The organism is Mesorhizobium sp. B3-1-7 (genome assembly GCF_006439385.1).
In the GTDB taxonomy this organism is placed as follows: domain Bacteria; phylum Pseudomonadota; class Alphaproteobacteria; order Rhizobiales; family Rhizobiaceae; genus Mesorhizobium.
The window spans coordinates 23319-48212 of record NZ_VFTL01000031.1; the positions used below are offsets into that span (position 1 = coordinate 23319).

28 protein-coding genes are annotated in these 24894 nt (G+C 63.5%); 15 read left to right on the forward strand and 13 right to left on the reverse strand.

The features are described from left to right. Window positions 1-53: 53 nt before the first annotated feature. Window positions 54-476, reverse strand: a complete 423-nt coding sequence (ndk, locus tag FJ417_RS23840; protein WP_140644534.1) for a nucleoside-diphosphate kinase — start codon at window positions 474-476, stop codon at window positions 54-56. A 125-nt stretch (window positions 477-601) separates the two neighbouring features. On the opposite strand from ndk, the gene FJ417_RS23845 reads away from it, so the two are divergent. Continuing rightward, window positions 602-868, forward strand: coding sequence for a hypothetical protein (locus FJ417_RS23845; protein ID WP_140785123.1), 267 nt, complete (start codon window positions 602-604; stop codon window positions 866-868). A 3-nt stretch (window positions 869-871) separates the two neighbouring features. Here FJ417_RS23845 and FJ417_RS23850 read toward each other — a convergent pair whose 3' ends face one another. Next, the gene (locus tag FJ417_RS23850; protein ID WP_140785124.1) at window positions 872-1168 is read right to left on the reverse strand and encodes a DUF1905 domain-containing protein; all 297 of its coding nucleotides are present in this window, start codon (window positions 1166-1168) and stop codon (window positions 872-874) included. Window positions 1169-1190: 22 nt separating this feature from the next. Beyond that, window positions 1191-1883 (reverse strand): glutathione S-transferase family protein, encoded by a 693-nt coding sequence (locus tag FJ417_RS23855; RefSeq protein WP_140785125.1) that lies wholly within the window; start codon window positions 1881-1883, stop codon window positions 1191-1193. 61 nt (window positions 1884-1944) lie between these two features. Here FJ417_RS23855 and FJ417_RS23860 point away from each other — a divergent pair, with 61 nt between their 5' ends. Both FJ417_RS23860 and FJ417_RS23865 read left to right on the forward strand, forming a co-directional pair. Then, complete coding sequence (locus FJ417_RS23860) at window positions 1945-2454, forward strand: DinB family protein (protein WP_140651860.1); 510 nt, start codon at window positions 1945-1947, stop codon at window positions 2452-2454. 370 nt (window positions 2455-2824) lie between these two features. Continuing rightward, on the forward strand, window positions 2825-3610 hold the full coding sequence (locus FJ417_RS23865) for a GGDEF domain-containing protein (protein WP_140651861.1): 786 nt from the start codon (window positions 2825-2827) through the stop codon (window positions 3608-3610). Between the two features lie 84 nt (window positions 3611-3694). On the opposite strand, the gene FJ417_RS23870 is transcribed toward FJ417_RS23865, so the two are convergent. Continuing rightward, entirely contained in the window at window positions 3695-4114 is a 420-nt protein-coding gene (locus FJ417_RS23870) for a hypothetical protein (protein ID WP_140644539.1), read from the reverse strand. Between the two features lie 295 nt (window positions 4115-4409). Here FJ417_RS23870 and FJ417_RS23875 point away from each other — a divergent pair, with 295 nt between their 5' ends. Continuing rightward, complete coding sequence (locus tag FJ417_RS23875; protein WP_140644540.1) at window positions 4410-5225, forward strand: sterol desaturase family protein; 816 nt, start codon at window positions 4410-4412, stop codon at window positions 5223-5225. Window positions 5226-5290: 65 nt separating this feature from the next. On the opposite strand, the gene FJ417_RS23880 is transcribed toward FJ417_RS23875, so the two are convergent. The 3 genes from FJ417_RS23880 to FJ417_RS33195 form a co-directional block, all read right to left on the reverse strand. Beyond that, complete coding sequence (locus tag FJ417_RS23880; protein ID WP_140648179.1) at window positions 5291-5593, reverse strand: DUF982 domain-containing protein; 303 nt, start codon at window positions 5591-5593, stop codon at window positions 5291-5293. Between the two features lie 141 nt (window positions 5594-5734). Then, a complete protein-coding gene (locus FJ417_RS23885) occupies window positions 5735-7816 on the reverse strand; it encodes an ATP-dependent helicase (RefSeq protein WP_140648178.1) in 2082 nt (693 codons plus the stop codon). Window positions 7817-7915: 99 nt separating this feature from the next. Beyond that, window positions 7916-8083, reverse strand: coding sequence for a hypothetical protein (locus FJ417_RS33195; protein ID WP_181175235.1), 168 nt, complete (start codon window positions 8081-8083; stop codon window positions 7916-7918). Window positions 8084-8228: 145 nt separating this feature from the next. On the opposite strand from FJ417_RS33195, the gene FJ417_RS23890 reads away from it, so the two are divergent. The 3 genes from FJ417_RS23890 (at window position 8229) to FJ417_RS23900 (ending at window position 9585) form a co-directional block, all read left to right on the forward strand. Further along, window positions 8229-8411, forward strand: a complete 183-nt coding sequence (locus FJ417_RS23890) for a hypothetical protein (protein ID WP_140648177.1) — start codon at window positions 8229-8231, stop codon at window positions 8409-8411. 263 nt (window positions 8412-8674) lie between these two features. Continuing rightward, the gene (locus tag FJ417_RS23895; protein ID WP_140648176.1) at window positions 8675-9079 is read left to right on the forward strand and encodes a hypothetical protein; all 405 of its coding nucleotides are present in this window, start codon (window positions 8675-8677) and stop codon (window positions 9077-9079) included. 65 nt (window positions 9080-9144) lie between these two features. Further along, window positions 9145-9585: a hypothetical protein gene (locus FJ417_RS23900; protein ID WP_140648175.1), complete on the forward strand. Its 441-nt coding sequence runs from the start codon at window positions 9145-9147 to the stop codon at window positions 9583-9585. A 123-nt stretch (window positions 9586-9708) separates the two neighbouring features. Here the strand turns inward: FJ417_RS23900 and FJ417_RS23905 are convergent, their stop codons facing one another. Next, a complete protein-coding gene (locus tag FJ417_RS23905) occupies window positions 9709-10677 on the reverse strand; it encodes a LysR substrate-binding domain-containing protein (protein WP_140648174.1) in 969 nt (322 codons plus the stop codon). A 112-nt stretch (window positions 10678-10789) separates the two neighbouring features. Here FJ417_RS23905 and FJ417_RS33200 point away from each other — a divergent pair, with 112 nt between their 5' ends. The 5 genes from FJ417_RS33200 (at window position 10790) to FJ417_RS23935 (ending at window position 13912) form a co-directional block, all read left to right on the forward strand. Beyond that, complete coding sequence (locus tag FJ417_RS33200; RefSeq protein ID WP_181181982.1) at window positions 10790-11623, forward strand: hypothetical protein; 834 nt, start codon at window positions 10790-10792, stop codon at window positions 11621-11623. Continuing rightward, on the forward strand, window positions 11623-12606 hold the full coding sequence (locus tag FJ417_RS23920; RefSeq protein ID WP_140785126.1) for a DMT family transporter: 984 nt from the start codon (window positions 11623-11625) through the stop codon (window positions 12604-12606). The genes FJ417_RS33200 and FJ417_RS23920 overlap by 1 nt, the downstream gene beginning before the upstream one ends. Continuing rightward, window positions 12587-12808, forward strand: coding sequence for a hypothetical protein (locus FJ417_RS23925; RefSeq protein WP_140648172.1), 222 nt, complete (start codon window positions 12587-12589; stop codon window positions 12806-12808). The genes FJ417_RS23920 and FJ417_RS23925 overlap by 20 nt, the downstream gene beginning before the upstream one ends. A 354-nt stretch (window positions 12809-13162) precedes the next feature. Then, entirely contained in the window at window positions 13163-13606 is a 444-nt protein-coding gene (locus FJ417_RS23930) for a MucR family transcriptional regulator (RefSeq protein WP_140648171.1), read from the forward strand. A gap of 3 nt (window positions 13607-13609) precedes the next feature. Next, window positions 13610-13912 (forward strand): hypothetical protein, encoded by a 303-nt coding sequence (locus tag FJ417_RS23935; RefSeq protein WP_140648170.1) that lies wholly within the window; start codon window positions 13610-13612, stop codon window positions 13910-13912. Between the two features lies 1 nt (window position 13913). Here the strand turns inward: FJ417_RS23935 and FJ417_RS23940 are convergent, their stop codons facing one another. The 3 genes from FJ417_RS23940 to FJ417_RS23950 form a co-directional block, all read right to left on the reverse strand. Then, window positions 13914-14114 carry a hypothetical protein gene (locus FJ417_RS23940; RefSeq protein WP_140648077.1) on the reverse strand — a complete coding sequence of 67 codons (201 nt, stop codon included), beginning with the start codon at window positions 14112-14114 and terminating at the stop codon, window positions 13914-13916. Window positions 14115-14404: 290 nt separating this feature from the next. Next, window positions 14405-15202 (reverse strand): lysozyme inhibitor LprI family protein, encoded by a 798-nt coding sequence (locus FJ417_RS23945; RefSeq protein ID WP_140785127.1) that lies wholly within the window; start codon window positions 15200-15202, stop codon window positions 14405-14407. A gap of 242 nt (window positions 15203-15444) precedes the next feature. Continuing rightward, window positions 15445-15681: a hypothetical protein gene (locus FJ417_RS23950; RefSeq protein WP_140785128.1), complete on the reverse strand. Its 237-nt coding sequence runs from the start codon at window positions 15679-15681 to the stop codon at window positions 15445-15447. Window positions 15682-15919: 238 nt separating this feature from the next. Here FJ417_RS23950 and FJ417_RS23955 point away from each other — a divergent pair, with 238 nt between their 5' ends. After that, complete coding sequence (locus FJ417_RS23955) at window positions 15920-17797, forward strand: ABC-F family ATP-binding cassette domain-containing protein (RefSeq protein ID WP_140648074.1); 1878 nt, start codon at window positions 15920-15922, stop codon at window positions 17795-17797. Window positions 17798-17883: 86 nt separating this feature from the next. Next, entirely contained in the window at window positions 17884-19989 is a 2106-nt protein-coding gene (locus FJ417_RS23960) for a molybdopterin oxidoreductase family protein (RefSeq protein WP_140785129.1), read from the forward strand. Window positions 19990-20073: 84 nt separating this feature from the next. Here the strand turns inward: FJ417_RS23960 and FJ417_RS23965 are convergent, their stop codons facing one another. Next, a complete protein-coding gene (locus tag FJ417_RS23965; RefSeq protein ID WP_140648072.1) occupies window positions 20074-20292 on the reverse strand; it encodes a hypothetical protein in 219 nt (72 codons plus the stop codon). 174 nt (window positions 20293-20466) lie between these two features. On the opposite strand from FJ417_RS23965, the gene FJ417_RS23970 reads away from it, so the two are divergent. Next, entirely contained in the window at window positions 20467-21954 is a 1488-nt protein-coding gene (locus tag FJ417_RS23970; RefSeq protein ID WP_140785130.1) for a winged helix-turn-helix domain-containing protein, read from the forward strand. Window positions 21955-21977: 23 nt separating this feature from the next. Here the strand turns inward: FJ417_RS23970 and FJ417_RS23975 are convergent, their stop codons facing one another. Continuing rightward, window positions 21978-24686: a sel1 repeat family protein gene (locus FJ417_RS23975; protein ID WP_140785131.1), complete on the reverse strand. Its 2709-nt coding sequence runs from the start codon at window positions 24684-24686 to the stop codon at window positions 21978-21980. Between the last annotated feature and the right edge of the window lie 208 nt (window positions 24687-24894).

Consider the following 24894-nt stretch of genomic DNA (forward strand, 5'->3'; position numbering starts at 1 on the left):
AAAACAAAGGGCCGGCGAAGCGCCGACCCTTTTCCAGATTTCGACCTACAGGATCAGCCGACGATCTCGGTGTCCGAGAACCAGTACTTGATCTCCTGCGCGGCGGTCTCCGGCGCGTCGGAGCCATGCACGGAGTTCTCGCCGATCGACAGCGCATGCACCTTGCGGATGGTGCCCTCGGCGGCGTTGGCCGGGTTGGTGGCGCCCATCACTTCGCGGTTCTTGGCGATGGCGCTCTCGCCCTCCAGCACCTGCACGATCGTCGGCGCCGACGACATGAATTCCACCAGTTCGCCGAAGAACGGGCGATCCTTGTGCACGGCGTAGAAACCTTCGGCCTCGCGGCGGCTCATCCACACGCGGCGCGATGCGACGACGCGCAGGCCGGCGTCTTCCAGCATCTTGGTGATGGCGCCGGTGAGGTTGCGCCTGGTCGCGTCCGGCTTGATCATGGAGAAGGTGCGTTCGATCGCCATAGGGTCGTCCTTGTTGTGGGAATGGAAATTGGAGTGGCGGGCTCTATACAAGTCGCCCGGCGGCTTGCCAAGGGGAGGCGGCTTCTGGTCAAGGCGAGCCGTTTGCGGGATAATCAGGCAGCTGCATGCGCCTCGGGCGCGAGGTCCGGAGCACCGCGGCGGTGGAGCCCGAGGCGATGAACCGGCCTTATCTCAGACGCGGCGACATGGCAGGCATAGTTCTCATGGCGGTCATGTGCGCCGTGATCATCTTCGTCCTGCTGGCCCTGCCGCCGCGAGATCACAATTTCGGCTTCGGCCCGGAATGGCAATGCACGCGCATGGGCGAGGGCGACCCGATTTGCGTGAGGCTGGTCGACAACGGCGAGACGACCAAGGCGCCCCAGAAATAGGCGCTAAAGCTCGATCTCAACGGTCACTGTAGGCTCATCGCCCGCGTTGAGGCCTTCCTGCTGGCGCACCGAGCCCTTGACCGGCAACAGCAGGCTGCCGGACGGCTTGTCGGGAAAGAGCGACGTTTGCCACCTGGTCTTGCCGATCGTCGCCGTGATGCCGAGCGAGCCCCAAGGGCGCGCCAGCCCCGCCGTCGCCGCCTTGATCCGCGCCGCGACGTCCGTCGGCAGCGTCATGAAATGCCAACCTCCCTTGCCGGGATAGACCCAGATCTCGGCCTGCATCTCATAGCGCAACATGGCAGTCCCGCGCTCGCGGCGCTCACGCCGCAGCCGCGACCTGCCGGCCGACCCCGCCATGCAGGTCGAGGCAGCGCTCGAACCAGCGCGCGATGCCGTCGGCATCGTCGAGCAACTGGAAAGACGAGGCGATGCGGCCCCATTGCAGCGCCCCGAACACGATGTAATCGACAAACAGAGGCGCCTCGCCGCCGATGAAGGGCTGGTAGGTCAGCGTCGAGCGCAGCGGCTCCAGCGCGGCGCGGAAGGCCGAGAGCCCGGCCTCGCGATTGGCCACGACGTCTTCCAGGCGCTTGCCGTAGCGCTGTTCGCGGTTCTCGCGGAAATAGGCAGCGTTCGGTTCATCCTGCATCGCATGCAGATCGGTCAGAGCCACCGTCGCGATATAAGGGTGGATGGTGAACTGCGACCAGCGCTCGATGAAGCGCGCCGTCGCCTTGCCGCCTTCGCCGCAAAACAGCGTCGGCCGTTCGGGGTAGGCTTCGTCGAGATAGAGCGCGATGGCGAAGGAATCGGCCACCACGCGCTCGCCGTCGCGGATCACCGGCACCGTCTTCGATACGCCGCCCTCGACCTTCGGCACCTCCAGGAAGCGCGTCGGCACCTTGGTGGCGGCAAGCCCCTTATGCGCCAAGGCCATCTTGGTCTTCCAGCAATGCGGGCTGAAGGGTCGGGCGGTGTCATGGCCGACAAGGTCGTAAAGCAGAATGGTCATTGGCGGGTCCGTTGCTGCGGGTTACGAAGGGGCTGGATTCGGGTTAAGCCGGGTGGGAAGAATGAAGCAGCATTTCATGATGTTTGCGGCCTACAATCAATGGGCCAATGGCCGCCTCTACGATGCCGCCGCCGATCTTGGCGAAAACGAACTCGGTCGCGACGTCGGCGCCGCCTTCGGCTCGATGCTCGGCACGCTGAACCATCTGCTCGCCGTCGACCGCGTCTGGATGAAGCGTTTCACCGGCGAGGGCGACGCGCCCTCGAACACCGCCGCCATACTCTACCACGCCTTGCCGGCCCTGAGGTTGGCGCGCGAGGCCGAGGACAGGAGGGTCGTCGACTGGGTGACAGGGATGGGCGACAAGGCGATCACCGGCCGTTTCTCCTACATGACGGTGGACATGCGCACCGTCTCGCAGCGCCTTTCGCCTGCGCTCAGCCATTTCTTCAACCACCAGACCCACCATCGCGGCCAGGCGCATATGCTGCTCACGGTGCTCGGCCGACCCTCGGTGCCGCTCGACCTTGCGCTGTTCCAGCGCTCCGAGGAAGGTCGCGCCTACGCCTGAAAGCGCGTTGGCCGGAAGAAGTGCTCGGCGCGAGTTATCCGGCAATAGCCGGTCAAGTGGCATATCGGGCTGCATTGTCCATGAATGGCTGAGTTTGCGGCCGGGTTGTTATTGAGAAGTTTTCCAAATTTAAGAAAAGTCAAGGCAACGGCCAACCGGGAGTGTCGAACCGGCCGTGAGGCTCCGCGGCATTCTCCTACCGCGTCGCCGGCTGCGGCGGCGCGCTGACGAGAACCTCCGGCCAGCCGGAGAGCCCGTCACTAAAGGCGATGCCGACGGCGTGTTAACCACACTTGCGTTGAAGCTAATATGTTAGGACTTCTTTTGCGCTCGCGCTGCACAATAAGCCAGTTGCAGTGGGAGCAATGACATGCGCATCGATTTGTCCCCCACGAGTTGGGGCAGGGTCGTGGTGGTCACCGCCGCCGGCACCGCCTTTTTCATTGCCGCCGCCTTCTTCGTCGATTCCTTCAATTTCCCCTCGCTGTCGCCGCAGGCGCTGCTGTGGGCGCAACTCACGGACCTGTTCCTGCCGCTTGTACTCGGCGGCTCCTTCCTGTTCTTCCTGATGTGGAAGATGCGCCAGCTGGCGATCACGCAGAAGGAACTCAGCGTCATTGCCGCGACCGACAGCCTGACGGCGGTCTTCAACCGCGGCGCCTTCTCGATGCTGGTGGAGGCCTATCTCGAGCGGGCGCGGGGCCAGACGGTCGCCGATGCCGGCGCGCTGCTGATCGTCGATGCCGATCACTTCAAGTCGATCAATGACCGCCTCGGTCACGATTGCGGCGACCAGGCGCTGAGGTTGATCGCGGCGACGATCAAGGGGCAACTGCACGGCGCCGACATTGTCGGGCGTATCGGCGGCGAGGAATTCGCGGTCTTCCTGCCCGGCGCCGACGCCGCGCGCTCCTTCCTGGTCGCCGAATCCATCAGGCGCCGCATCCGCGAGGCCGAGTTTGCACCCGGCGGGCGGCCCTGGCCGCTTTCGGTGAGCATCGGCGGTACCGCCTTCCGCGGCCCGACCACCTACCACGACATGTTCGAGGTCGCCGACCGCCATCTCTACAAGGCCAAGTCCAATGGCCGCGACCAGGTGAGCTTCGAGAGCCCGCGTGGCGGGCTGGCGGGCGACGCCGCTGGCACGGTCCACTAATCAATTCCAGGAAAGTGCGATCCGTTTAGGCTTGGCAACCGCCGTAGCCGCCCATTGCCGTGCCTGCGGCCCTGGAAGGCGAGGTCAACGGTGGCTGCGGTTGAGCAGCGGCCTGTGCTGGCGGATCAACTGGCGCTCGACATCGAGATAGGGCCTGATCAGGCCGGCCGCGGTCGTGGTCGGCTCCGGCTGGTGCACCACCGCCGTCAGCGTGCCGTGTTCGGTGAGCAGATTCAGCCACTTCAGCGCCTCCCATTTGGGCGTCGCGCCGCCGCGGCCGGTGAGGCTGCGGTTGATATAGCCGGGATAGGAAAGCAGGCGCTTGCCCGCCGACGCGCCGCAGGTGCCGATCCTGACTGGCTTGCCTCCGGCGGTGATCCAGGCATAGACGGCTTCGCCGAGTTCGCACACCGTGGGGTCGGTTATCGTCACCCGGATGGAGGATCTGTCCCGGCCGAGCCGCATTTCGGCCGCCGGCTTGAAACGCTCGCGATCGAGAAACATCCGCCCTCCTTGCCGCGCGTCCGCACTGACATGGTGAACGCGAGCGGTCCGTGCGGTGTTTCACGCAGCGCTCGAAAAGTTTCATAGGGTGTCGCGGCGCCGCGCATGCCTAGAGCCGGATGATTTCAGGTCTGTTCGACCTGAAATCTGAATCCGGCTCTAAATCAAAGAGATAGAGCATGATGTCGCCCGAAAACCGCTTCACGCTTTTCGGCATCATGCTCTGCCATCAACGGTCCGTTCATCCTTTGGCGGCTAGTATCGGAGGCTGGCCTCAGCCGATCCGCGAGCGACCGTGTTCGACCTTATCGATTTCAAGGCGGTGCTGGGCATCGCCCTCATCTTCATTCCGCTCGAGCAGCTTCTGCCGCTGCATGCCGAGCAATCGGCGACGCGCCGGCACTGGCTGAACGACGTTGTCTATCTGCTCTTCAACGGCATCGTCATCAAGCTCGGCATGTTGCTGGTGGTCGGCGCGGCGATGCTTGTGGTGCAGCGTTTCGTTCCCGAAGCGCTCACCGCCGCCGTCCAGTCGCAGCCTTTATGGCTGCAGGCAATCGAGGCTCTGCTCATCGCCGATATCGGCTTCTACCTTGCCCATCGCGCCTTTCACGCGGTGCCGTTCCTGTGGCGCTTTCATGCCATCCACCACTCGATCGAGGAGATGGACTGGCTGGCCGCCCACCGCGTGCATCCGGTGGACCAGATCCTGACCAAGTCGGCTTCGTTCCTGCCGCTGTTCGCGCTGGGTTTTTCCGGCGAGGCGGTTCTTATCTACGTGCTGATCTATCACTGGCAGTCGGTGTTCATCCACTCCAACACGCGCATCAAATTCGGGCCGTTGAAATGGCTGATTGGCTCGCCGCAGTTCCATCATTGGCATCATGCCAACGAACGCCAGGCCTATGACAGGAATTTCGCCGGACAGTTGCCCTTTCTCGACCTGATCGGCGGCACGTTGTTCATGCCGCAACGAATGCCGGAAAAATACGGCGTCGACGAGCCGGTGCCGCAATTCTATCACCAGCAACTTGTCTATCCCTTCGTCGCCGCGGCCGAACCGGCCGCGCCGATCGCTGAGGCCGCGCCCGCCGCCGCCAAGCCGGAATGACGGCACGGAAAAGCCCGCCACTGAGGGCGGGTTTTTCGCGGGAGGGTAGTCCTTTGCCGTAAAACTCAGCCGGCGAAACCGCCATATCCGCGCGCCACCGGCTTGACCGAGACGACCGGCTGCTCCGAAGGCCAGAGCACGCCCGCCGTCACCGCGAAGGTGATCAGCGCATCGCGCGCCGCCTCGGCCGGGATTTCTCCACTGCGCGCCGCCTCGCAGGCCTTCACCGCGGCGCCGTAGCTGAGGCGGCGGCGCGACGGCGGAAACTCGGTCAGGAAGTCATGCATCTCGAACAGCGAGGCGATCATGCGCTTGTGGCCGGCGCCGACGCTGAGGGCGACCGGGGTGAAGAACATCCTGTCGTACATTCGGACCTCGTCTATTGGCTGTGGAAGCGGGGGCTGCCGCCTCCGGTCTGGAGGGAGGACGTCACACAACGCGGCTTGCGGCGAGTGGTTCCGCGCGTGCCGATTTTTCCGTACCTGGACGTGATCCGTCGGGCAGGCGGCCTATTTCCACATCCCGCGCATGCGGGAGCCGAGATCGACCTTGACGCCCGGCTTCTGGCGCGGGTCGTCCTTGAGCGCGGCGCTTGCCCAGGACGACTGCTCGAAGGCTGAAAGCATCGAGGCCGGGATGAAGCGGGTGCGCGAGGCATAGACATGGCGGTCGCCGCGCGCCGGCTGGTTGTGCGGATAGAAGCGCTGCGGCACGACGAGATGCAGGCTGTCCTTGGCCCTGGTCATCGCCACGTAGAGCAGGCGCCGCTCCTCCTCGATGTCCTCCTTGGTGCCAACGCCGAGATCGGCCGGGATGCAGCCGTCGACGGTGTTGAGCACGAAGACGTTCTTCCACTCCTGGCCCTTGGCCGAATGGATGGTCGATAGGATAAGGTAATCCTCGTCACGATGCGGCGGCCCGGCCTGGTCGCTGGTGGCGTCGGGCGGGTCGAGGGTGAGCTCGGTCAGGAAGCGCTCGCGCGACGGATAGGTCGATGCGATCTGTTCGAGCTGGATGAGGTCGGCGCGGCGCGTGATCGCATCCTCATGGATGCGTTCCATATGCGGCTCGTACCAGAGCCTGATCCGCTCGAGGTCGGCCGGCCATTTGGCGCCGGCGCGCAAGCCGCCATAGATGTCGAGGAAGACCGGCCAATCTTGCGCGGCGCGCTGCGGCGGCCGGAAGCGGGCAAGGCCCAGCGTCTCGTCCAGCGATGTCGCCATGGCGTCCACGATCTGCGAGGCGGCGGATGGGCCGATGCCCGGCATGAGCTGCAGCACCCGAAAACCGGCGACGCGGTCGCGCGGGTTTTCGGCGAAGCGCAGCATCGCCAGCATGTCCTTGACATGCGCGGCATCGAGGAATTTCAGGCCGCCGAACTTGACGAAAGGGATGTTGCGGCGCGTGAGCTCGACCTCCAGCGGCCCGCTATGACTCGAGGTGCGGAACAGCACCGCCTGCGCCTTCAGCGCCGTGCCGGCCTCGCGTTCGGCGAGGATCGCCTGGCAGACATAATTGGCCTGCTCGGCCTCGTCGCGCACGCTGACCAGCTGCGGCTTGTGCGATGACCGCCGCTCGGTCCAGAGATTCTTGGTGAAACGCTCGCTGGCCTCGCCGATCACCTTGTTGGCCGCGGCCAGGATCGTCTCGGTCGAGCGGTAATTGCGCTCCAGCATGATGACCGCTGCTTCTTGCGCGAACTGTCTTGGAAAGTCGAGGATGTTGCGCACTTCCGCGGCGCGGAAGGAATAGATCGACTGCGCGTCGTCGCCAACGACGGTCAAGCCCGCGCCGTCCGGTTTCAGCGCCAGAAGGATCGAGGCCTGCAGCCGGTTGGTGTCCTGGTATTCGTCGACAAGTACATGGTCGAAGCGGCTGGAAAGATGCGCGGCGATCTCCGGCTCCGCCGCCATCTGCGCCCAGTAGAGCAGCAGGTCGTCGTAATCGAGCACGTTCTGCGCCTGCTTGGCCTCGACATAGGCCGCGAACAGCGCCTTGAGCTGGTCCGCCCATGCCGCGCACCACGGGAAGGCCGAGCCCAGCACTTCACCCAGCGGCGCCTGCGCATTCACCGCCCGCGAATAGATCTGCAGGCAGGTGCCCTTGGTCGGAAAGCGGCTTTCGGTTTTCGACAATCCCAGCTCGTGCCGGGCAAGGTTCATCAGGTCGGCGGAATCCTCGCGGTCGTGGATGGTGAAGGCCGGATCGAGGCCGATCTGCTCGGCATAATCGCGCAGCAGTCGCGCGCCGATGCCGTGGAAAGTGCCGGCCCAGGCGAGCGCGTCGGCGATGATGGCCGCGTCGCGCCCCAGCACCTCGCCGGCGATGCGCTCAACGCGCTTGGCCATCTCGGCAGCGGCGCGACGGGAGAAGGTCATCAGCAGAATGCGGCGCGGATCGGCGCCCTTGACGATGAGGTGGGCGACGCGATGCGCCAGCGTGTTGGTCTTGCCGGAACCGGCACCTGCGATCACGAGCAGCGGCGCGGCCACCTTGCCGTCGCCATGCATCACCGCCAGCCGCTGCTCGTCGTTCAGCCGGGCAAGATAGGCGGGCGCCTCGAAGGACGAATCACGAGCGGCGATGTTCATCGCCCATCAAGCATCGTTTCCGCTTTGTTCGCAACGGGTATGGCGCTGGCGATTGGCGAAAGCCGACGCGACAGACGATCTTCCCCAGAAGGGGAGATTCTACCGCTTCGGCTCGACTCCCATCGCCGCCGACTGTCGCCGCAGCGCGCGTCTCTCGTCGCCCGGCATGTCCAGCGGTGCGACATCGCCGGGAACCTCGTCGATGATCCTCATGGCGACGCGGTAGGCGGTGTAGGCAAACAGCCCTGTTAACAGCAGGCGGATCATGGCCATCTCCTTACGCGGTTCGATCGGGTCTCAACCGGGCGCGCGCCGGTTGGTTCCCCCTCCAGCCAGCCAAACTGCGCCACGCAACCAAACCGCCACCGCTTCGTTGCCCTTGAGATCAAGGAACAAACGAGAGGAGCTTGTCATGAAAAAGCTTCCTGTGCTGCTGGCTCTTGCGGCAGGGCTCGTGCTCGTCGCCTGTGACAACAGCGTGCAACCCACCAAGGCGCCGGGCGCTGAAGTCAACCAGAACCCTCAGGTCGACAAGAACCCGGTGCCGAAATCGACCACCGGTGGCGACCAGCAGGGTACAGCGCCGAAGCAATAGGGCAGGGCGGGCTGAATTGTCGTCAGCCTGAAACGAAGAAGGCCGGCGCTGCTTGGGAGGAAGCTGATAGCGCCGGCCAAGCGGGAAAATCAGGCCCGCCGCGGGACCAAAGATAGCTGAGTCTCGACCCTGCGTCATGGTGCGATCGCGGTAGCCGGCTATACAGCCTCGAGCAAATCACCGGAAAATCCCGAAATTCTGCAAGACTCCACCATTGTGGGGTCTCTGGTGCCGCCTTGGGTGACGCGCGATCGGAGCCAACTATGAAGACTGTTGCAACAACTGCCCTTGCTCTCGCCGCGCTCACCGTCGCTGGGCCGGTCATCTGGATGGTCGCGTATAACCATCAGCAACATCTCGGCGACCGGGAACTCATCTCGATCGCTGCCGAGGATGTGGTAAGAGTTGAGCTTGGGGCGATCGCCTACGCCTCCGCCGAGGAACTGCTGTCAAGCAACCCCGGCTGCTGCATCGTCAGTCACTCCAATCACGAGTGGCTGCGGTTTCCGGCGCGCCTCTACGAAGACGGCGTCTCAATCGTGCAGATGAGCTATCTCATCGAAAGGACGCCGAAACCGGAATATTACTTCCGCGAAGTCGCGATCGATGCGGATGGCCGAATATTGGAGACCAGGGGCATTGAGACAGACATGCAAGAGCATTGGTAGCCGGCAATCGCCGCCCGCATCGGCGCATTCTCAATATCGAGGCATGGATGACTAGGAAGCTTGCATTGGGCGCGTTGGCAACAACAGCAATTCTATTGGCCGTATTGGCAGCGGCGTCGTGGTATTCCGGTGAGTTGAATGGGTACTGCGGTGAAACGGGCCAGATCGCATCCGACGCTGCGTTGATTGAGAGCGCGCTCATTCTGGAAGCCCGGGAGTCGGATTTTCCCCGCGCAATTTCCGGCGCCGCTGCCGCAGGCGAATACGCAAAAGATAACCCCGATTGCTGCGCCGTCGAGCGATGGGATCATCCGTTCATGACAAGTCCCTTTTTGACTGTCCTGTCGGGGACGCGTGGATTTGCTGTTACCCTAATCTATCCGCGGAAGCATCCGGATGCTGACGGCGCCTACCAGCAAACAACCAATATAATAGATGGCTGTGGTACGTCGATCGACAGGTACTCGATGTCAAGTGTGCGAAAGCCGATGGCGACGCAGTATTAAAAGGGTTCGAGCATCTCCATTCGAGATGCCGGTGGAAGCCTTTATCAGCACCAGCGACCACACTTTCGCGGAATATCTTGCGCGGCCGGTGCTGGATTCGTTCCAGCGCGCATTCGTGGGGCCTCACGCCACCGCCGAGCGCGCTTGTTGTCCGCCGGCGATCTCGATGTCCAGCTGGCGCTGCGTCAGCGCCGCTTCGGACATGAGCCACTGCTTGAACAGCTCCACCTTGCGGGCGCCGAGCGCCTTGATCGGGCTGACGAAATACCAGCCCGCCGTATTGGGGTGGTGGACCGCGAAGGGAGCCACCAGCCGTTCGGCGCGGATATCGCTTGCCATGTAGGCGCGGTTGGCGACGGCAAAGCCCATTCCGGCATTGGCCGCCTCGTAGGACATCATGCAGCTATCGAAATAGACGCTCCTGGTTTCGCCAAGCACGAAGCTCGCGCCGGCAAAGCCCAGCCACGACTGCCAGTTCTGCGTGCAGGTGTCGGAATGAAGCAGCGTGAAATAGCGCAGGTCTTCCGGCGTCACCTTCGACAGCGGCTTGTCGCCCAGCACATCGTGGAAGAGCTTGCGGCTGCAGACCGGTGTCAGGTCTTCCTTGAACAGCAGTTCCGAGGTGAGGCCGGGGAAGTTGCCGTCGCCATATCGGATCTCGAGATCGTATTCCGAGGTTGAGAATTCATGCGTGGCGTAAGAGGTCGACACCCGCATTTCGATGTCGGGATATTGCCGCTGGAAGGCCGAAAGCCGCGGGAACAGCCAGCGCGCGGCGAAAGTCGGCAGCACGCAGATCCGCAGCACATGCGCCTGCGACTGGCCCGTAGCCTCCATGCTGGCCGCCACGATCCGCTCCAGCGCCTCGCGGACGCGCGCCACGTAGGTCTCACCCTCCGGCGTCAGCGACACGGCATTGCCGCCGCGCTCGAAGATCTTGAAGCGAAGCTGATCCTCCAGGCTCTTCACGCGCTGGCTGACGGCGGAAGCGGTGATGAACTGCTCTTCGCCGGCACGCGTGAAATTCTTGTGCCTCGCGGCGCTCTCCACGATTTTCAGCGAGTTGAGGTTGACCTGACTGAGCAGACGCACGGGGTTTCGTCCTTAAGCTGGGCTTACGCTACCACCAGCATTCCTAAATTTACAGGGGTAGGCGTTTAAATGACTGTTAACCAAGTGTTGCCCCCACCTTGGAGAAAGTAGAATGAACGCCCATACAATTCCCGAACTGCGTTGCGCAATGAGTCGCGAGGCCATCATTGGTCATGAGACGTCCTGGAAAGTGTCTGGTTTCGGCGTCGCCCAGTATCGTCACGGTTACGACCCCGCTCTGCTTGCCGCCATCGAGGAAGCCGCCCTGAAGTTGAAGGCCAGCCATGCCGTGCACAAGCACCTCGACCTCACCTTCATCACCGGCGCCGACCGCTTTATTCCAGAGATCAAGGAGCTTTTGCACGACAAGCTGCGCCTGGAAAGACTGTCCGACATGATGGGCACCAAGCTTGAGCCGTATCCACTGTCGATCGTCGGCTCGACCGTCACCTTCATGAATCCGAAAGACGGTGCGGTCGAATGGCATTGCGACGGCGTTCCGGTGACCGAGCTCATTCCGCTGTCGATCAGCGACCCGCTCATCGGCGGCCATCTTGAGATCTATTGCGACGATTCCGAGACCGGCCGCTCGATCCTGGAATCCGGCCGCGATCTGCCGCGCAACAAGATCATGCGCATCGACCACAAGATGAACTATGCCACGCTCGGCCAGTTCCTTGGCGTGCTCCACCGCACCGCGCCGATACAGCTCGGCGAGCGCGTCACGCTGGTGCTCAACCAGCGCTCGGCGATCAAACCCTATGTCGACGATAACCGCATGTTCTACCTTGCCGCCGACAACGACCATGACCGTGCCTGGGTGAACGAACTGGCGGAGGATGTCTGGACCAACCAACTGCCAGCCTACCGCCGCCATGCCGAGGAGCATCCCGTGCCGCAGCCGACGGCGGAAGCGGTTTCCGGCGCGGCGAGGGAGTCGTGGTAATGAGCCACGACCCGGTCGACCGTCAGCCGCTGTCAAGGTCTCTGAGCCTCGGCCCGGTCGCGCCGGAAAGTCAAAACCGTTCCAGCGTCGCCCCCGGGGCGGCGCTGGCCTTCGCCCTCGGCGCCGTGGCGCTGTGGGCCACCAACGCCCTGGTCGGCAAGACGCTGCTTGCCCTCTATCCGGTGTCGCAAGTGCAGTTTCTGCAGTTTTGCGGCGCGGCCATGGTCTTCGCGCTGATCCGGCTGACGAGCACTCCTCCTTTCCCCGTTGTCGGGGAAGGTGGATCCGCGCTTGCCGCTTACCTTGTCGGCTTCGTGGGCCTGGTCGGCACGATGGTGCTGCAATATATCGGCTTCGCCTCGATGCCGGTTATCGAGGCAAACCTCGTCGCCTACACTTGGCCGCTGATGACCGCCGCGGCGGTTATCCTGCTTGGCCGTCCGCGCCGTCCGCTCCTGCTCGGGCTGGCGGCGGCGCTCGGCTTCGTCGGCGTGGCGCTGGTCATTTCGGGCGGCCGCGCGCAGACCTGGTTCCAAGGCGGCAGCCTCGTCGGCTACCTTGCCGCTTTCGGCTCGGCGCTCTGCATGGCCTTTTACTCGCTCGCCGTCGGCCGCCTTGCCGTGTCGCCGGAGCGCCTGCTGTTGCCCTCGGCGCTGATCGGCGTCGCGCTCACCTTTGCCTGGTGCCTGCATGACGGCGTCGTGCGCCCGACCGGCGCGCACCTTCTGCTCGGCCTCTATCTCGGTGCCGGCCCGATGGGGCTCGGCTATTATTTCTGGTCGCGCGCGGCGAAGCTCGATCATGGCGGCAGGATAGCGGTCGTCGCCTATCTGACGCCGATTGCTTCCACATTTCTGCTGACGCTCTCGGGCGAAAGCCTGTCGATGACGGCGGTTGCCGGCGCCGTCCTCGTCATCGGCAGCTGCCTTGCGGTCGGCGTCGAAGGTACGGAGACCCGGAACGATGTCCAAGACGGCCGTTGACGATGACGAACGCCGCGCCAGGCAGGAGGCGTACTGGCTGGTCAGGGAGTTTGGTGCGGAGGCGCCGCTCTATGCGGCCATGAAGGCCGAAAAGGCCATCGAGCAGAAGGATTTCGGCCGCTGCGCGCGCTGGAAGCGCGTGCTGGAGATCCTCGCGGACAAGCCGCCCGCGGAACTCAGGCGCGGTGTCGCCGCCAAATGACCGATTTGCCATGGGGCCGCCGAATCGCGCATGTTCGATTATCCGACGGTAGATTGTCGCGGCCGTGCCGGAACTTGCCCTGAACTTTGATTTTTCAGCAACTTTCACGGCGAATCGAAGTGCTATAGCGCCTTTTGCGCATCCAGGCGGACCGCCTGAGCTATAAAACGCTGGCTATAGCTATTAGAATTCCTAACTTGCGCGTTTCCAGTCCGCGTATAAACATCGCCCGGTATTGAGTTTCGTAGATTTACTGACTATGGACGGTCCGTTGGGGGACAGGTCCAATTCGATACACCGACGAAAGTCTTAAAAAAGAGCTGGCGATTTGAGGGCCAGCAGAAGGTGAAAAAATTGTCCAACATCGACGACAAGACTGCAATCGAGCTGACCGCCGACATTGTCTCGGCCTATGTCGGCAACAATCCGCTCCCCGCCTCTGGCCTGCCTGATCTGATCGCCAGCGTCAGCGCCTCGGTTCGCAAGCTCGCCAGCGGCAGCGTTGTCAAGGAGGCGGTGGCTCTGACGCCCGCCGTTAACCCGAAGCGCTCGGTTTTCCCCGACTACATCGTGTGCCTGGAGGATGGAAAGAAGTTCAAGTCGTTGAAGCGCCATCTCGCGACCGACCATGGTCTGACGCCGGACGAATACCGCGCGAAATGGGGTCTGCCAGCCGACTATCCGATGGTGGCGCCCAGCTATTCGGCGACCCGCTCGGCGTTGGCCAAATCCTCCGGCCTCGGCCGCAAGCCAGCCGGCGGCGACGCGGGCAAGGGCAAGCGCAAGGCCAAGGCCTGAGGCATGTTGCCCGCAACAGATGATGTCGCGCCATTACCATGGCGCGACCATCTGGCCGCCCTCGGCGCGTTGCGCCGTGGCGTAGCCGCCCAGTCCTCGGTGGACGCGGCCAACGGCGTCAGGGCGCGGCGCATCCTGTTTTCGCTGGGCGATCCCTCCGGCGACATGCTTGCCGCGCTCGACGCGCTTGACCGTTTCGAGCGCGCCATCGTCGAATGCGACGACCCGTCGGCCATCGAAGCGCGAAGACTGAATTGCTTGGTTATCCTGGACCGCCTTGCGGCAAACAGTTCGCCGCGCGCCTAGACTAGCGGTGGGCCTGAGGCGGCTTGACCGGCCGGGCTCGCTTGGAATCCTGCTCGCCGGCAAGGCTCTCCGCCTCGACCGCTGTCATTTCAAGGAGATAGACAAGCATCTGGTAGCGCGTGCGCGAGAGCATTTTGGCCAGCTTGCGCGTGATCTCCGCGACATATCGCAACGTTCGTAAATCGCTGGGCGCTCTATCCATCGTGAGCTCCTGATATGGCCAAGTTATTTGGGCCAAGTTACGTGAACCAAGTTATTGTTGGCGCCCACTCACGACTCACGGCGCGCCTACAGGTTTGCAGGTTTGCGGCAAAACTGAAAATCATTTTTGATAAGCATCATGCTTAGCCCGGAAGATTTTGCCGTCTTTTTTTGGTGGTATCACCACTTGTGGTGCTAATATTGAACCAAAGCCGAACTTGCGGTCGTCTTGCCGCGCTGGGCTGATTTTCCGCCAGGGAATGTTGATCGTAGCAGGCCGGCTATGGCCGCTCAGCCTTTATAAGCAGAGCAGAAGCCCGGCGGGTTGTTTTTGCCGATCATGGCGCAGCCGCGCTTGATCTCGTCGATCATCATGCTGCAGGCATTCTGCCCGTTGCAGGGCGGATTGGTCGCCGGCGACACCTGGATGCACTGCGAGACATACTGGTCCGACTTCGCCTTGCCGGCGGATTGCACGCATGGCCGCGTGTCGTTCTGGCTTGCCTTGGCAGGGGCGGGTTTCGCGGGCGCGGCGCCAGCCGTCGCGGGCGCGGCCTTCGCAGGCGCGGCACTGCCGCCGCTTTGCGGCACGCAGGAGAGATCGCCTTCGGGGCATTGCAATTGGTGCTGCAACTGCGCCAGCCGCGCCTTGGTCAACTCCGCCCTGCAGGTCTCGATGAGGGTCGAGTACACTGAGCCATCGGCATAAGGATGGGTGCGGAAGGCGCACTCCTTGTCGCGGAACGGGATCCAGGCGCGCTGCGCGTCGCGCAAGCGCTTCAGGTTGGCGGGAGCGAGACGTCCCGCCAGCGCCTTGTAGACTGCGTTGAGGCCCGCGTCGGCCGAAGCGGCATTCGCGGCCGTGCAGGTAGCAAGGTCGGCCTGCGTCTTCGCTGCCGCGCAGTCAGTGGCTGCCGCGTGGGCCGATGGCGTGGTGAGAAACAGGCTGGCAGCGCCCGCGAAAATCCCGATCACCAGTGAAGCCGAAATGAGCGTGGTCTTGCCTGACATCTGATCTGCCCTCTGCTTGAATCGAACCCCGCCGCTCGCGCCAGCATAGGTTGAGACAACAGCCGCGATCAACGCCAATCCCACGACGCGGCAAGCAAAGCGTGACCGGCGCGGATTGGCTACGACGGAGCAGCGCCCAGTCTCTGGACGGTGCCTCGCCGCTCTCCGCGATCGCTGCGGAGGCTGGAAGGGCAGGGTGCTGTCCTGCCGGCCACTATCTCCGTGTTTTGACGCAATTCCGGACGGCGGCTACGGCGAAGGCGCCGAGCCCAACCGCACACACTTTTCCTGGAATTGCTCTAGTCGTTCATAGGCGACGCCTAAAACACCTTCCCGGAATCGATCTGGATCAACAGGTGTTCCGGCGCCCGCGTCTCTGGTCTGTTCGCAATCTTTCCCGCCTGCGGAGAGGTTGGTTGGGCCTGCGGCCCACTCGCGGGCTCAGTCGGGACAGCAGTTTGAGCAGTCTGGTCCTCGAACAGAACCACCTGCGTCGCCAGCGCGGTTGTCGTGGCGACCTGGAAGAAGATGAAGGCTAGGGCGAGATAGCGGATCACGGGCCTCCAAACGCTTCGGCCGGCAACTGGTTCCAGTCCGTCGTGTTTTCTGCTGAACGGCCAAGGCATGTCGCCCAGAAGTGTGCAGCGGTTCTGGGACAACGACATGCAGCAAAACAAAGGCTTAAAGCGCGTCGCCTGATCCTCTTCAGCGCGACGCGCTTTTAAGTCAGCGCGGCGGGCCTCATCCGAGCCCCTGGCTCTTGCGAAGCGCCGATCTCCCGTGCAAAAGCCGGCCATGCTTATCATCAACGACCTTACGCTGCGCATGGCGGGGCGACTGCTTCTCGATCATGCCTCATTGACCCTGCCGGCCGGCACCAAGGCCGGTCTCGTCGGCCGCAACGGCACCGGCAAGACCACGCTGTTCAAGGCGATCACCGGCGATTTCCCTTCGGAGACCGGCTCGATCAGCCTGCCGAAGAACACCCGCATCGGCCAGGTGGCGCAGGAAGCGCCCGGCACCGAGGAGCCGCTGATCGACATCGTCCTGAAAGCCGATGTCGAGCGCCAGGCCTTGCTCGAGGAGGAAAAGACCGCGACCGATCCGCACCGCATCGCCGAGATCCATACGCGGCTGGCCGATATCGACGCGCATTCGGCCGAATCCCGCGCCGCCACCATCCTTGCCGGCCTCGGCTTCGACGATGCCGCGCAGCGGCGGGCGGCCTCGTCCTTCTCCGGCGGCTGGCGCATGCGCGTGGCTTTGGCCGCCGTGCTCTTCTCCGAGCCCGACCTGCTGCTGCTCGACGAGCCGACCAATTATCTCGACCTCGAAGGCACGCTGTGGCTGGAGAACTACGTCGCGAAATATCCGCACACGGTGTTGCTGATCTCGCACGACCGCGACCTGCTCAACCGCGCCGTCAACTCGATCGTCCATCTCGACCAGAAGAAGCTGACCTTCTGGCGCGGCGGCTACGACCAGTTCGAACGCCAACTCACCGAGCAGCGCGAGCTGCAGGAAAAGAGCCGCGTCAAGCAGGAAACCCAGCGCAAGCATATGGAATCCTTCGTCGAGCGTTTTCGCGCCAAGGCTTCCAAGGCCCGGCAGGCGCAGTCGCGCCTGAAGGCGCTGGAAAAGCTGAAGCCGATCGCCGCTGTCGTGAACGACACGGTACGGCCGTTCTCCTTCCCGGAGCCAGTGAAGACGGTGGCTTCGCCGATCGTCGCGCTCAATGGCGTCAATGTCGGCTACACGGAGGGCAGTCCGATCCTGAAGAAGATGACGCTGCGCATCGATGCCGACGATCGCATCGCGCTGCTCGGCGCCAACGGCAACGGCAAGTCGACCTTCGCCAAATTGCTCGCCGGCCGGCTGAAGGCCGAGACCGGCACGGTGACGGTTGCGCCCGGGCTGAAAGTGGCGATCTTCGCCCAGCACCAGCTCGATGATTTGCGTCCCGAGGAAAACGCCTACGAGCATGTACGCCGGCTGATGCCGGACGCGCCGGAAGCCAAGGTGCGCGCCCGCGTCGCCCAGTTCGGCCTTGCGACCGAGAAGATGAACACCGCGGCGAAAGACCTGTCCGGCGGCGAAAAGGCGCGGCTGCTGATGGGTCTGTCGGCTTTCGAGGGCCCGAACCTCTTCATCCTCGACGAGCCGACCAACCATCTCGACATCGACAGCCGTGAATCGCTGATCCATGCGCTCAATGATTTTCCGGGCGCGGTGATCCTGATCTCGCACGACCGGCACCTGCTCGAAGCCACAGCCGACCGGCTCTGGCTGGTCAAGGACGGCGCGGTCAATCCCTATGACGGCGATCTCGAGGATTACAAGACCCTGGTCACCGGCGTGTCGTCCAACCGCCGCGAGCAGAAGGAAGCGGACAAGGCGTCCAAGGCCGATCGCCGCCGCGAAGCCGCCCAGCGCCGGGCCGCATTGGAACCGCTGGCGAAGGAAATCCGCGCCACCGAGGCGCTGATGGACCGCATGCGCAAGCGCATCGACCTGATCGAGGACGAGCTCGCCAATCCGGCGGTCTACGAGAAGGATCCCTCGACCGCCACGCGGCTGGCCAAGGAGCGCTCGCAACTGGCGCAGACGCTGGCGCAGAACGAGGACAAGTGGCTGACGATGTCGGCGGAATATGAGGAAGGGATCGCGGAATAGCGCGGTTTCTCCTTCTCCCGCAAGGGGAGAAGGAGGAGCTCTATCTGGCCCTACACCTCTCCCGCAAAACCCGCTAAACACCCCGCATGAACCAGCACGCCAAGCTCCGGATCGGCCATTCGGCCTGTCCGCATGATTGCCCTTCCACCTGCGCGCTCGAGGTCGAGCTGCTCGACGACAACCGCATTGGCCGCGTCCATGGCGCCAAGGCGAACAGCTACACGGCGGGTGTCGTCTGCGCCAAGGTGGCGCGCTATGCCGACCGCGTGCATCATCCCGACCGGCTGTTGAAGCCGCTGGTGCGCGCCGGCGCCAAGGGCGAGGGTGCCTGGAAGGAATCCAGCTGGGAAGCCGCGCTGGACCTGGTGGCGGAAAAATTCATCGCGGCGGAAGAGAAATACGGCTCGGAGACGGTCTGGCCCTATTTCTACGCCGGCACGATGGGGCTGGTGCAGCGCGACGGCATCGAACGGCTGCGCCACGCGAAAAAATACTCAGGCTTCTTCGGTTCGATCTGCACCAATCTGGCCTGGACCGGCTGGATGATGGGAGCGGGCGCGCTGCGCGGTCCCGATCCGCGCGAGATGGCGAAATCCGACTGCGTGGTGATCTGGGGCACCAATGCCGTGGTCACCCAAGTCAACGTGATGACCCATGCGACCAGGGCGCGCAAGGAGCGTGGGGCCAAGATCGTCGTCATCGATATCTATGACAATGCCACGATGAAGCAGGCCGATCTCGGCCTTGTCCTGAAGCCCGGCACCGATGGCGCGCTCGCCTGCGCGGTCATGCACGTGCTGTTTCGCGATGGGCTGGCCGACCGTGCCTATCTCGAAAAATACACCGACGATCCGCGCGGGCTGGAAGAGCATTTGAAGACGCGCACGCCCGAATGGGCGGCCGCCATCACCGGGCTCAGCGCCGATGAGATACAGGCTTTCGCGCATTTGGTCGGCACGACGAAGAAAACCTACTTCCGCCTCGGCTACGGCTTTGCCCGCCAGCGCAACGGCTCGGTCAACATGCACGCCGCCTCCTGCATCGCCGCCGTCACCGGCGCGTGGCAGTATGAGGGCGGCGGCGCTTTCCACTCCAACTCCGGCATCTTCAAGCTGAACCAGGATGTGCTGGAAGGTACAGCGATGCGCGACCCGAAGGTGCGCTATCTCGACCATTCGCGCATCGGCCCGGTGCTGACCGGTGCGGCGGATGCGCTCTATGGCGGTCTCCCGGTGACGGCGATGCTGATCCAGAACACCAATCCGGCCAATGTCGCGCCGCAGCAGCGGCTGGTGAAACAGGGTTTTATGCGCGAGGACCTGTTCACTTGCGTGCACGAGCAGTTCATGACCGACACGGCCAAGCTCGCCGACGTCGTGCTGCCGGCCACGATGTTCCTGGAGCATGACGACATCTACAAGGGCGGCGGCAACCAGCACATCACGCTCGGCCCCAAGCTGATCGAGCCGCCGGAAGGGCCGCGCACCAACCACTACGTCAATGAGGAGCTTGGCAGGCGGCTGGGCGTCGGCGACCGGCCGGGTTTCGGCCTGACCGAGCGCGAACATATCGACATCATCCTCGGCAAGCGCGGGCTGGGCAGCTTCGACAGCCTGAAGCAACAAAAGTGGGTCGACCTGCAGCCCGGCTTCGACGACGCGCATTTCATCAACGGCTTCGGCCATGCCGACAGGAAGTTCCACTTCCGGCCGAATTGGACCGGGCAGTCGGCGCCCAACCGGCCGCCGAAAAGCATGGGCCTGTTCGGCCCGGTCGGGCGGCTGCCGGAATTCCCCGACCATGTCGAACTGATCGAGTTGGCGGATGAGGAGCATCCGTTCCGGCTGGCGACCTCGCCGGCGCGCAACTTCCTCAATTCCAGCTTTGCCGAGACGCCGGTCTCGAAGGCCAAGGAAGGCAGGCCCGAGCTGCTCATCCACCGCGAAGATGCAGCAGTGCTCGGCATCGAGGATGGCGGCCGCGTCGAGGTCGGCAACCGGCGCGGCGACCTGGTGCTGCATGCCAGGTTCTTCGATGGCGTGAAGCGCGGCGTGGTGATCGCCGAAGGCATCTGGCCGAACAGCGCGCATGAACGCGGCGAGGGCATCAACGTGCTGACCGGCGCCGATGCTCCGGCGCCCTATGGCGGCGCTGCCGTCCATGACAACAAGGTCTGGCTCAAGGCGCTTTGATCGCTTCGGATTAGAAGCGCAAGCGCCCAGAACGCGGATCTGCAGGCCGCACCGCCAGGCATCAATCCGCAAGGGCGTTGCAGATCACCAGTTGGGATTCCGGCCTTCGAGATCGTCTTCCGGGATGATCGGCGGTCGGCGGTCAAGACTGGTGAAAGGGTCCAGATAGGCTGCCTTGCGTGCATTGACCATCGAACTGAACATGGTGTTGAACGTCGCGAGCATTGCCAGCCTCGGGATGCTTGGCCGCGGCAGTTTGAGACGCCGGACGGCAGTTGGGCCGGTGGTGAGGATGTCGGTCATGATGCCCTCCTGTGGCGGCGACAATGGCAGCGCTTCCCACCCAGGTCCTTGGCTTAAACCTGAAGAGTCCTGAATCGCTCTGAAATTGCTTGAAGCGAAGAATCCCAAACGGCCCTGAAGTTCGCCTTCAGGGTCATCTTGGATTATCCTGCCCGCGAGGGTGGTTCTTGGCCAATGGACCTGGAGTTTGGGAACTATCGTTTGAGACGAGCCGAACGGCAGTTGCTGGGCCCAAAAGGGCCGGTGGAGCTTTCGGCACGGTCCTTCGACATCCTCGCCATGTTGCTCGACAGGCCCGACGAGGTGATCGGCAAGACCGAACTTTTCGATGCGGCCTGGCCCGGCGTGGTGGTGGAGGAGAATACGCTGCAGGTCCACATTTCGGCGCTGCGAAAACTGCTGTCTGCCGAGCTGATCGCAACCGTGCATGGTCGCGGTTACAAATATGCAGGCCCCAGGCCCTTCGCGGTCACAGCAGATGATACGGCGGCGTCCAGACCGTCCATCGCCATACTTCCCTTCGACAACATGAGCGGTGACCCGGAGCAAGACTATTTCAGCGACGGGATTACCGAAGACATCATCGTCGAGCTCGGCAAATATAAGGAGTTTCTGGTCATTGCGCGGAACTCCTCCTTCCAGTTTCGCGGCAAGGCGCATGACCCGGCCGAGGTGGCGAGCAAGCTTGGTGTCCAATATGTCGTCGAAGGCAGCGTGCGGAAGATCGGCAACAGGGTGCGGATCGCCGTACAGCTAACCGATGCGTCGTCGATGGCTCATATCTGGGGCGAACACTACGATCGGGAACTCGACGACATTTTCGCCATCCAGGACGAAATCACCCGGATGATTGCAGCGCGTCTGGCCCGGCAGGCCAGAACCGCGATTGCGTCGCGCGCCAGGGCCCGGCCGACCAACAACATGTCGGCCTACGAGTTTTACCTACGGGCGCTGCAACTGGCAGCCGTTTATGACACGGTGCTTGAAGCGGAACCGTTTCTGCACCAGGCGGTAAAGCTCGATCCGCAGTTTGCTGCTGCCCACGCCATGCTGAGCTTTGTGGAGTCCATCAAGTACTATTGGGACTACAACAATCCCGGCCATCTGCATTCCGGACTGGAGATCGCAAGAACAGCATTGGGCCTTGATCCCGACGAAGCCTATGGACATCTCGCCACCGGCTTCGCTCACTTGTACCTCCGCCAATTCAGGCAATCTGAAATCAGCCTTGACCGGGCCGTTGCGCTCAATCCGAACGATCCGTTCATTCTTAGCATCCGTGCTATTTTCCTCAATCACACTGACAGGCCGGAGCAAGGGCTTGATGAAATAACCGAAGCCCAGCGCCGCGACCCATACGCCGTGGGATGGTATGACGACTTCCGCGGCGTTCTGCTGACGACGGCTGGGCGATATCGCGAGGCGGCTGCCTGCTACGCGAAAATGGCGACTGTAACGCCGTGGTCGCTCATTCGTCTTATCATATGCCATTTCGAACTCGGCGAAATCAGGCAAGCGCAAGACGTGCTGGCGAAGGTCAAGGCACATTATCGCGGACTAAGCCTTGACCAGATCATCGATACGGAAGTGGATTTTTATCAGGACGCCACCGTATGCAGCCGCTATCGCGCGATCCTCGATCGTGTTGACAAGGCGGAATAGGCCCGTCGCGGCTTGTTGCCTTGCTACTTCGCCGCCTGAGCGTCCAGCGTCTTGATCTCATCCGCGGCCGCCTTGCGGGCCGCCGCATCGACACCGGACGCGCCTTTCTCCTTGGCGAAGGCAATGAGGGCGGTGCGCGTGTCCTCGTCGCATCCGTCCGAACCCACGCCGTCGATGCCGGCTTTCTTGGCGGCGGCGAGCACGGAGTCGTAGGCGTCCGGAGCGAAGGCGAACTGACCAATGATGGCGCCGAGCGTGAGCGGATCCTGCAGGCGCGGATCATCGCGGATCGCCTGGATGGTGGCGCTGCCCACCACCTTGGATTTGCGATCCTGCGCGATCTGCGTCAGGTCGAAGATGAACTCGAATTCCGCCTTGTCGACGCCGGCAGGCTTCGACACAAGAATGTCCAGCCCATAGCGGGTGACTTTCTCGGGCGTGACCACCGCGCGCACCACCTTTGCCTGATGGTAGTTGCGCACCAGCGCCCAGCGCGACGGGAGGTCGCCGTAACGGGCGAGCAAATCGAGTTGCTTGATGGCGGCGATCTTCTGCTTGTCGGTCTTGGCGGCCTGCGCCTGGGCGAAGACCTTCTTGCCGATGCGGTCGATGATTTCGTTCGCAAGCAGGCCTGAAGCCGGCGCGGCCTGTTGCGTCGCCGCGGTCTGGACGGGGATTTCGGCGAGCGGGCCTTTGGCGTCGACCCAGGCGGCCAGCGCCTTGCGCGCGTCCGGGCCGAAATAGCCCTTCGGCTCGCCGGTGTAAAAGCCTTCGCTCTTCAGCGTCGTCTCGATCGCGGCGCGGATCTCGTCCGGCAGCGCCTTGCCGAAACCGACGAGGTTGTCTTCCGCGAGCCCTGCCGGCGCCTCGCGAAAAGCATCCATCACCGCGGCCGCGATCGCCGTCGTTCCGGCGCTGGAGGCCGGTCCGGAAAAGAGGCCGCTCAGTTCGATGCTTGCCGCGTCGTTGCCGAGCACGCCGGCGCCCATCCTGCCGATGCCGTCATTGTAAAGCGCGATGCGGTCGGTGATACCTTCGCGCAGCGTCATCAGATGGTCGAAACTATCGAAGGTGAAGGCGTTGGCGAGCTTGCTCTTTGCCTTCAGCGAGCCGAGCCGCGCCGCCTCGCGCCAGGCATGCAGTCGCTCGCGCGGGTTCTTGTCGATGCCGAGACCGTCGTCATAGGCGTCGCCCAGCAGCACCATCGCATCGACGCTGCCGAGGTTGGCGGCGTTGATCAGCATCGCCGTCGCCTTCTGGTCGTCCTGCGGATAGACCGCGCCTTTGCGCATGAGCTTCGCCTGCAGCAGATAGGCTTCCTGCTCTTTCTTGGCCTCGCCTTCGTCGATCAAGGCTTTCAATTGATCGTCGCTCAAGCCGTCGTCGCGGCGCGACGGCTGGTAGCTGGTCGAATCCAGATTGGCATATTGCGTCGAGGCGCAGAGCCAGAGCGCGTCGCGGTCGCCTGCGTCCGCCAACGGCTTCAGCATGGCGCGCGCCAAATCCTCGTTCTTGAACTGCTGATTGTCAGAGAGTTGCAGCCGCGCCAGCGCCAGCGCGGCACCTGGTTCGCCGGCGTCGGCGCCGTCGCTCAGGCGCCCGACCAACTGGTCCGGATTGTCGATCTGCATGCCGTCATAGTCGAGGAGCACGCCCGCAAGCCTGATGCCGGCGTCGAGATCCCACGAGGCGTTGAGCAGTTGGATCGCCTCGCGTGGCTGGCGGCCGACGAACTTGCCGTCCATGAGCAGGCCGGCGAGCATCGGCCCGGCCTCGGCGACATTCTTGGTGGCGGCACGCAGCATGGCGATGGCGCGCTTGCCGTCGGCAGGGCCGCCTTCGCCCTTGGCCAGCATGTCGGCCAGCATCGGTATGGCATATTGATCGCTGCCGACCCGCGCCTCCAGCAACTGCCTGGCCTTCGCCGCATCCTGCGAGGTCCCGCGGCCCAGCCGCAGCGCCTTGATGTAAGCCAGCGCCGATCGTCCGGAGCCGTTGGTCCCGGACTGGAAATCCGTCTCGACGGCATGAAAGGCCTTTTGCTGCTCGTCGCTCGTGAAGCCGTCTTCCGTCAGCGTCGTCCGCGCAATCAGCAGCGGCATGGCGGCGCGGAATTGGCTGTCCCATTCGCCGGGCGACTGGCCCTGGGCCGGCGCGTCGATGACGCGTTGCGCGGTCTCGACCACCTTATGCGCGTCGCGGCGCAGCAGCGGCCCTTCGATATACTGACGGAGCAGCGTCTCAAGCGCCGTGAGATGACCGGCAGCGCCGGCCTTCTGCAAGGCATCGAGCGCCATCGCCCGTGTGACCGGCGGTGGACCGGCATCGGCGCCGTCGTGCCGATGCACCGAATAGACCTCGTAGAGCAGATAATTCGCCTCTGGGCTGCCGCCGTCGGCGAGCAGCTTGATCTGCGGGAGGAGAAAGGTAAGTCCCGCCTGGTTGAGCGCGACCTGGACCCGCAGCCATTCAAGCGTCAGCCGCTTTTCCTGCGGCGCGCCGAGCATTGCCGCCTGGCATTTGTCGGCCAGGATTTTGAGCTTGCTGAGGTCAAAGTCTTGCGGGAAGAGCTCGCCATACTGGACAGGCGGCGCCTTGGCTCCAGGATCGAGCGGCACCGAGGCGCCCCGGTCGCAGACACTGATCGCCTCGGCGAGCGCCGCCTTCTTCGCCGCATCGTCGGGTTTGTCGGAAGATGCCTGGGCCGCGAAGGCCCCGCCGGCAAACGGCATTAAAGCGAGGCAAGAAAGAACCAGGGCATGCACTGGCCGCGGCATGGGCGTCCCCCCTCGGACACGGTCCGGGTGCAGCCGGACGCACAGGTGCTAAAGTAGCACATCGCACGAGTGATGATGAGTGTGGCGCTTCACATTCACGCAGCGTTGCCTAAGACTGCACCACGCTTTGCGATCTGGCCCAAATGGCTCCGGTCGCACACGC

What these genes read in the sequence shown, in the direction of transcription:
- ndk (WP_140644534.1), bottom strand. Translation starts at nt 476, where the DNA reads ATGGCGATCGAACGCACCTTCTCCATGATCAAGCCGGACGCGACCAGG.
- FJ417_RS23845 (WP_140785123.1), top strand. Translation starts at nt 602, where the DNA reads ATGCGCCTCGGGCGCGAGGTCCGGAGCACCGCGGCGGTGGAGCCCGAG.
- FJ417_RS23850 (WP_140785124.1), bottom strand. Translation starts at nt 1,168, where the DNA reads ATGTTGCGCTATGAGATGCAGGCCGAGATCTGGGTCTATCCCGGCAAG.
- FJ417_RS23855 (WP_140785125.1), bottom strand. Translation starts at nt 1,883, where the DNA reads ATGACCATTCTGCTTTACGACCTTGTCGGCCATGACACCGCCCGACCC.
- FJ417_RS23860 (WP_140651860.1), top strand. Translation starts at nt 1,945, where the DNA reads ATGAAGCAGCATTTCATGATGTTTGCGGCCTACAATCAATGGGCCAAT.
- FJ417_RS23865 (WP_140651861.1), top strand. Translation starts at nt 2,825, where the DNA reads ATGCGCATCGATTTGTCCCCCACGAGTTGGGGCAGGGTCGTGGTGGTC.
- FJ417_RS23870 (WP_140644539.1), bottom strand. Translation starts at nt 4,114, where the DNA reads ATGTTTCTCGATCGCGAGCGTTTCAAGCCGGCGGCCGAAATGCGGCTC.
- FJ417_RS23880 (WP_140648179.1), bottom strand. Translation starts at nt 5,593, where the DNA reads ATGTACGACAGGATGTTCTTCACCCCGGTCGCCCTCAGCGTCGGCGCC.
- FJ417_RS23885 (WP_140648178.1), bottom strand. Translation starts at nt 7,816, where the DNA reads ATGAACATCGCCGCTCGTGATTCGTCCTTCGAGGCGCCCGCCTATCTT.
- FJ417_RS33195 (WP_181175235.1), bottom strand. Translation starts at nt 8,083, where the DNA reads ATGATCCGCCTGCTGTTAACAGGGCTGTTTGCCTACACCGCCTACCGC.
- FJ417_RS23890 (WP_140648177.1), top strand. Translation starts at nt 8,229, where the DNA reads ATGAAAAAGCTTCCTGTGCTGCTGGCTCTTGCGGCAGGGCTCGTGCTC.
- FJ417_RS23895 (WP_140648176.1), top strand. Translation starts at nt 8,675, where the DNA reads ATGAAGACTGTTGCAACAACTGCCCTTGCTCTCGCCGCGCTCACCGTC.
- FJ417_RS33200 (WP_181181982.1), top strand. Translation starts at nt 10,790, where the DNA reads ATGAACGCCCATACAATTCCCGAACTGCGTTGCGCAATGAGTCGCGAG.
- FJ417_RS23920 (WP_140785126.1), top strand. Translation starts at nt 11,623, where the DNA reads ATGAGCCACGACCCGGTCGACCGTCAGCCGCTGTCAAGGTCTCTGAGC.
- FJ417_RS23925 (WP_140648172.1), top strand. Translation starts at nt 12,587, where the DNA reads ATGTCCAAGACGGCCGTTGACGATGACGAACGCCGCGCCAGGCAGGAG.
- FJ417_RS23935 (WP_140648170.1), top strand. Translation starts at nt 13,610, where the DNA reads ATGTTGCCCGCAACAGATGATGTCGCGCCATTACCATGGCGCGACCAT.
- FJ417_RS23940 (WP_140648077.1), bottom strand. Translation starts at nt 14,114, where the DNA reads ATGGATAGAGCGCCCAGCGATTTACGAACGTTGCGATATGTCGCGGAG.
- FJ417_RS23955 (WP_140648074.1), top strand. Translation starts at nt 15,920, where the DNA reads ATGCTTATCATCAACGACCTTACGCTGCGCATGGCGGGGCGACTGCTT.
- FJ417_RS23960 (WP_140785129.1), top strand. Translation starts at nt 17,884, where the DNA reads ATGAACCAGCACGCCAAGCTCCGGATCGGCCATTCGGCCTGTCCGCAT.
- FJ417_RS23965 (WP_140648072.1), bottom strand. Translation starts at nt 20,292, where the DNA reads ATGACCGACATCCTCACCACCGGCCCAACTGCCGTCCGGCGTCTCAAA.
- FJ417_RS23970 (WP_140785130.1), top strand. Translation starts at nt 20,467, where the DNA reads ATGGACCTGGAGTTTGGGAACTATCGTTTGAGACGAGCCGAACGGCAG.
- FJ417_RS23975 (WP_140785131.1), bottom strand. Translation starts at nt 24,686, where the DNA reads ATGCCGTTTGCCGGCGGGGCCTTCGCGGCCCAGGCATCTTCCGACAAA.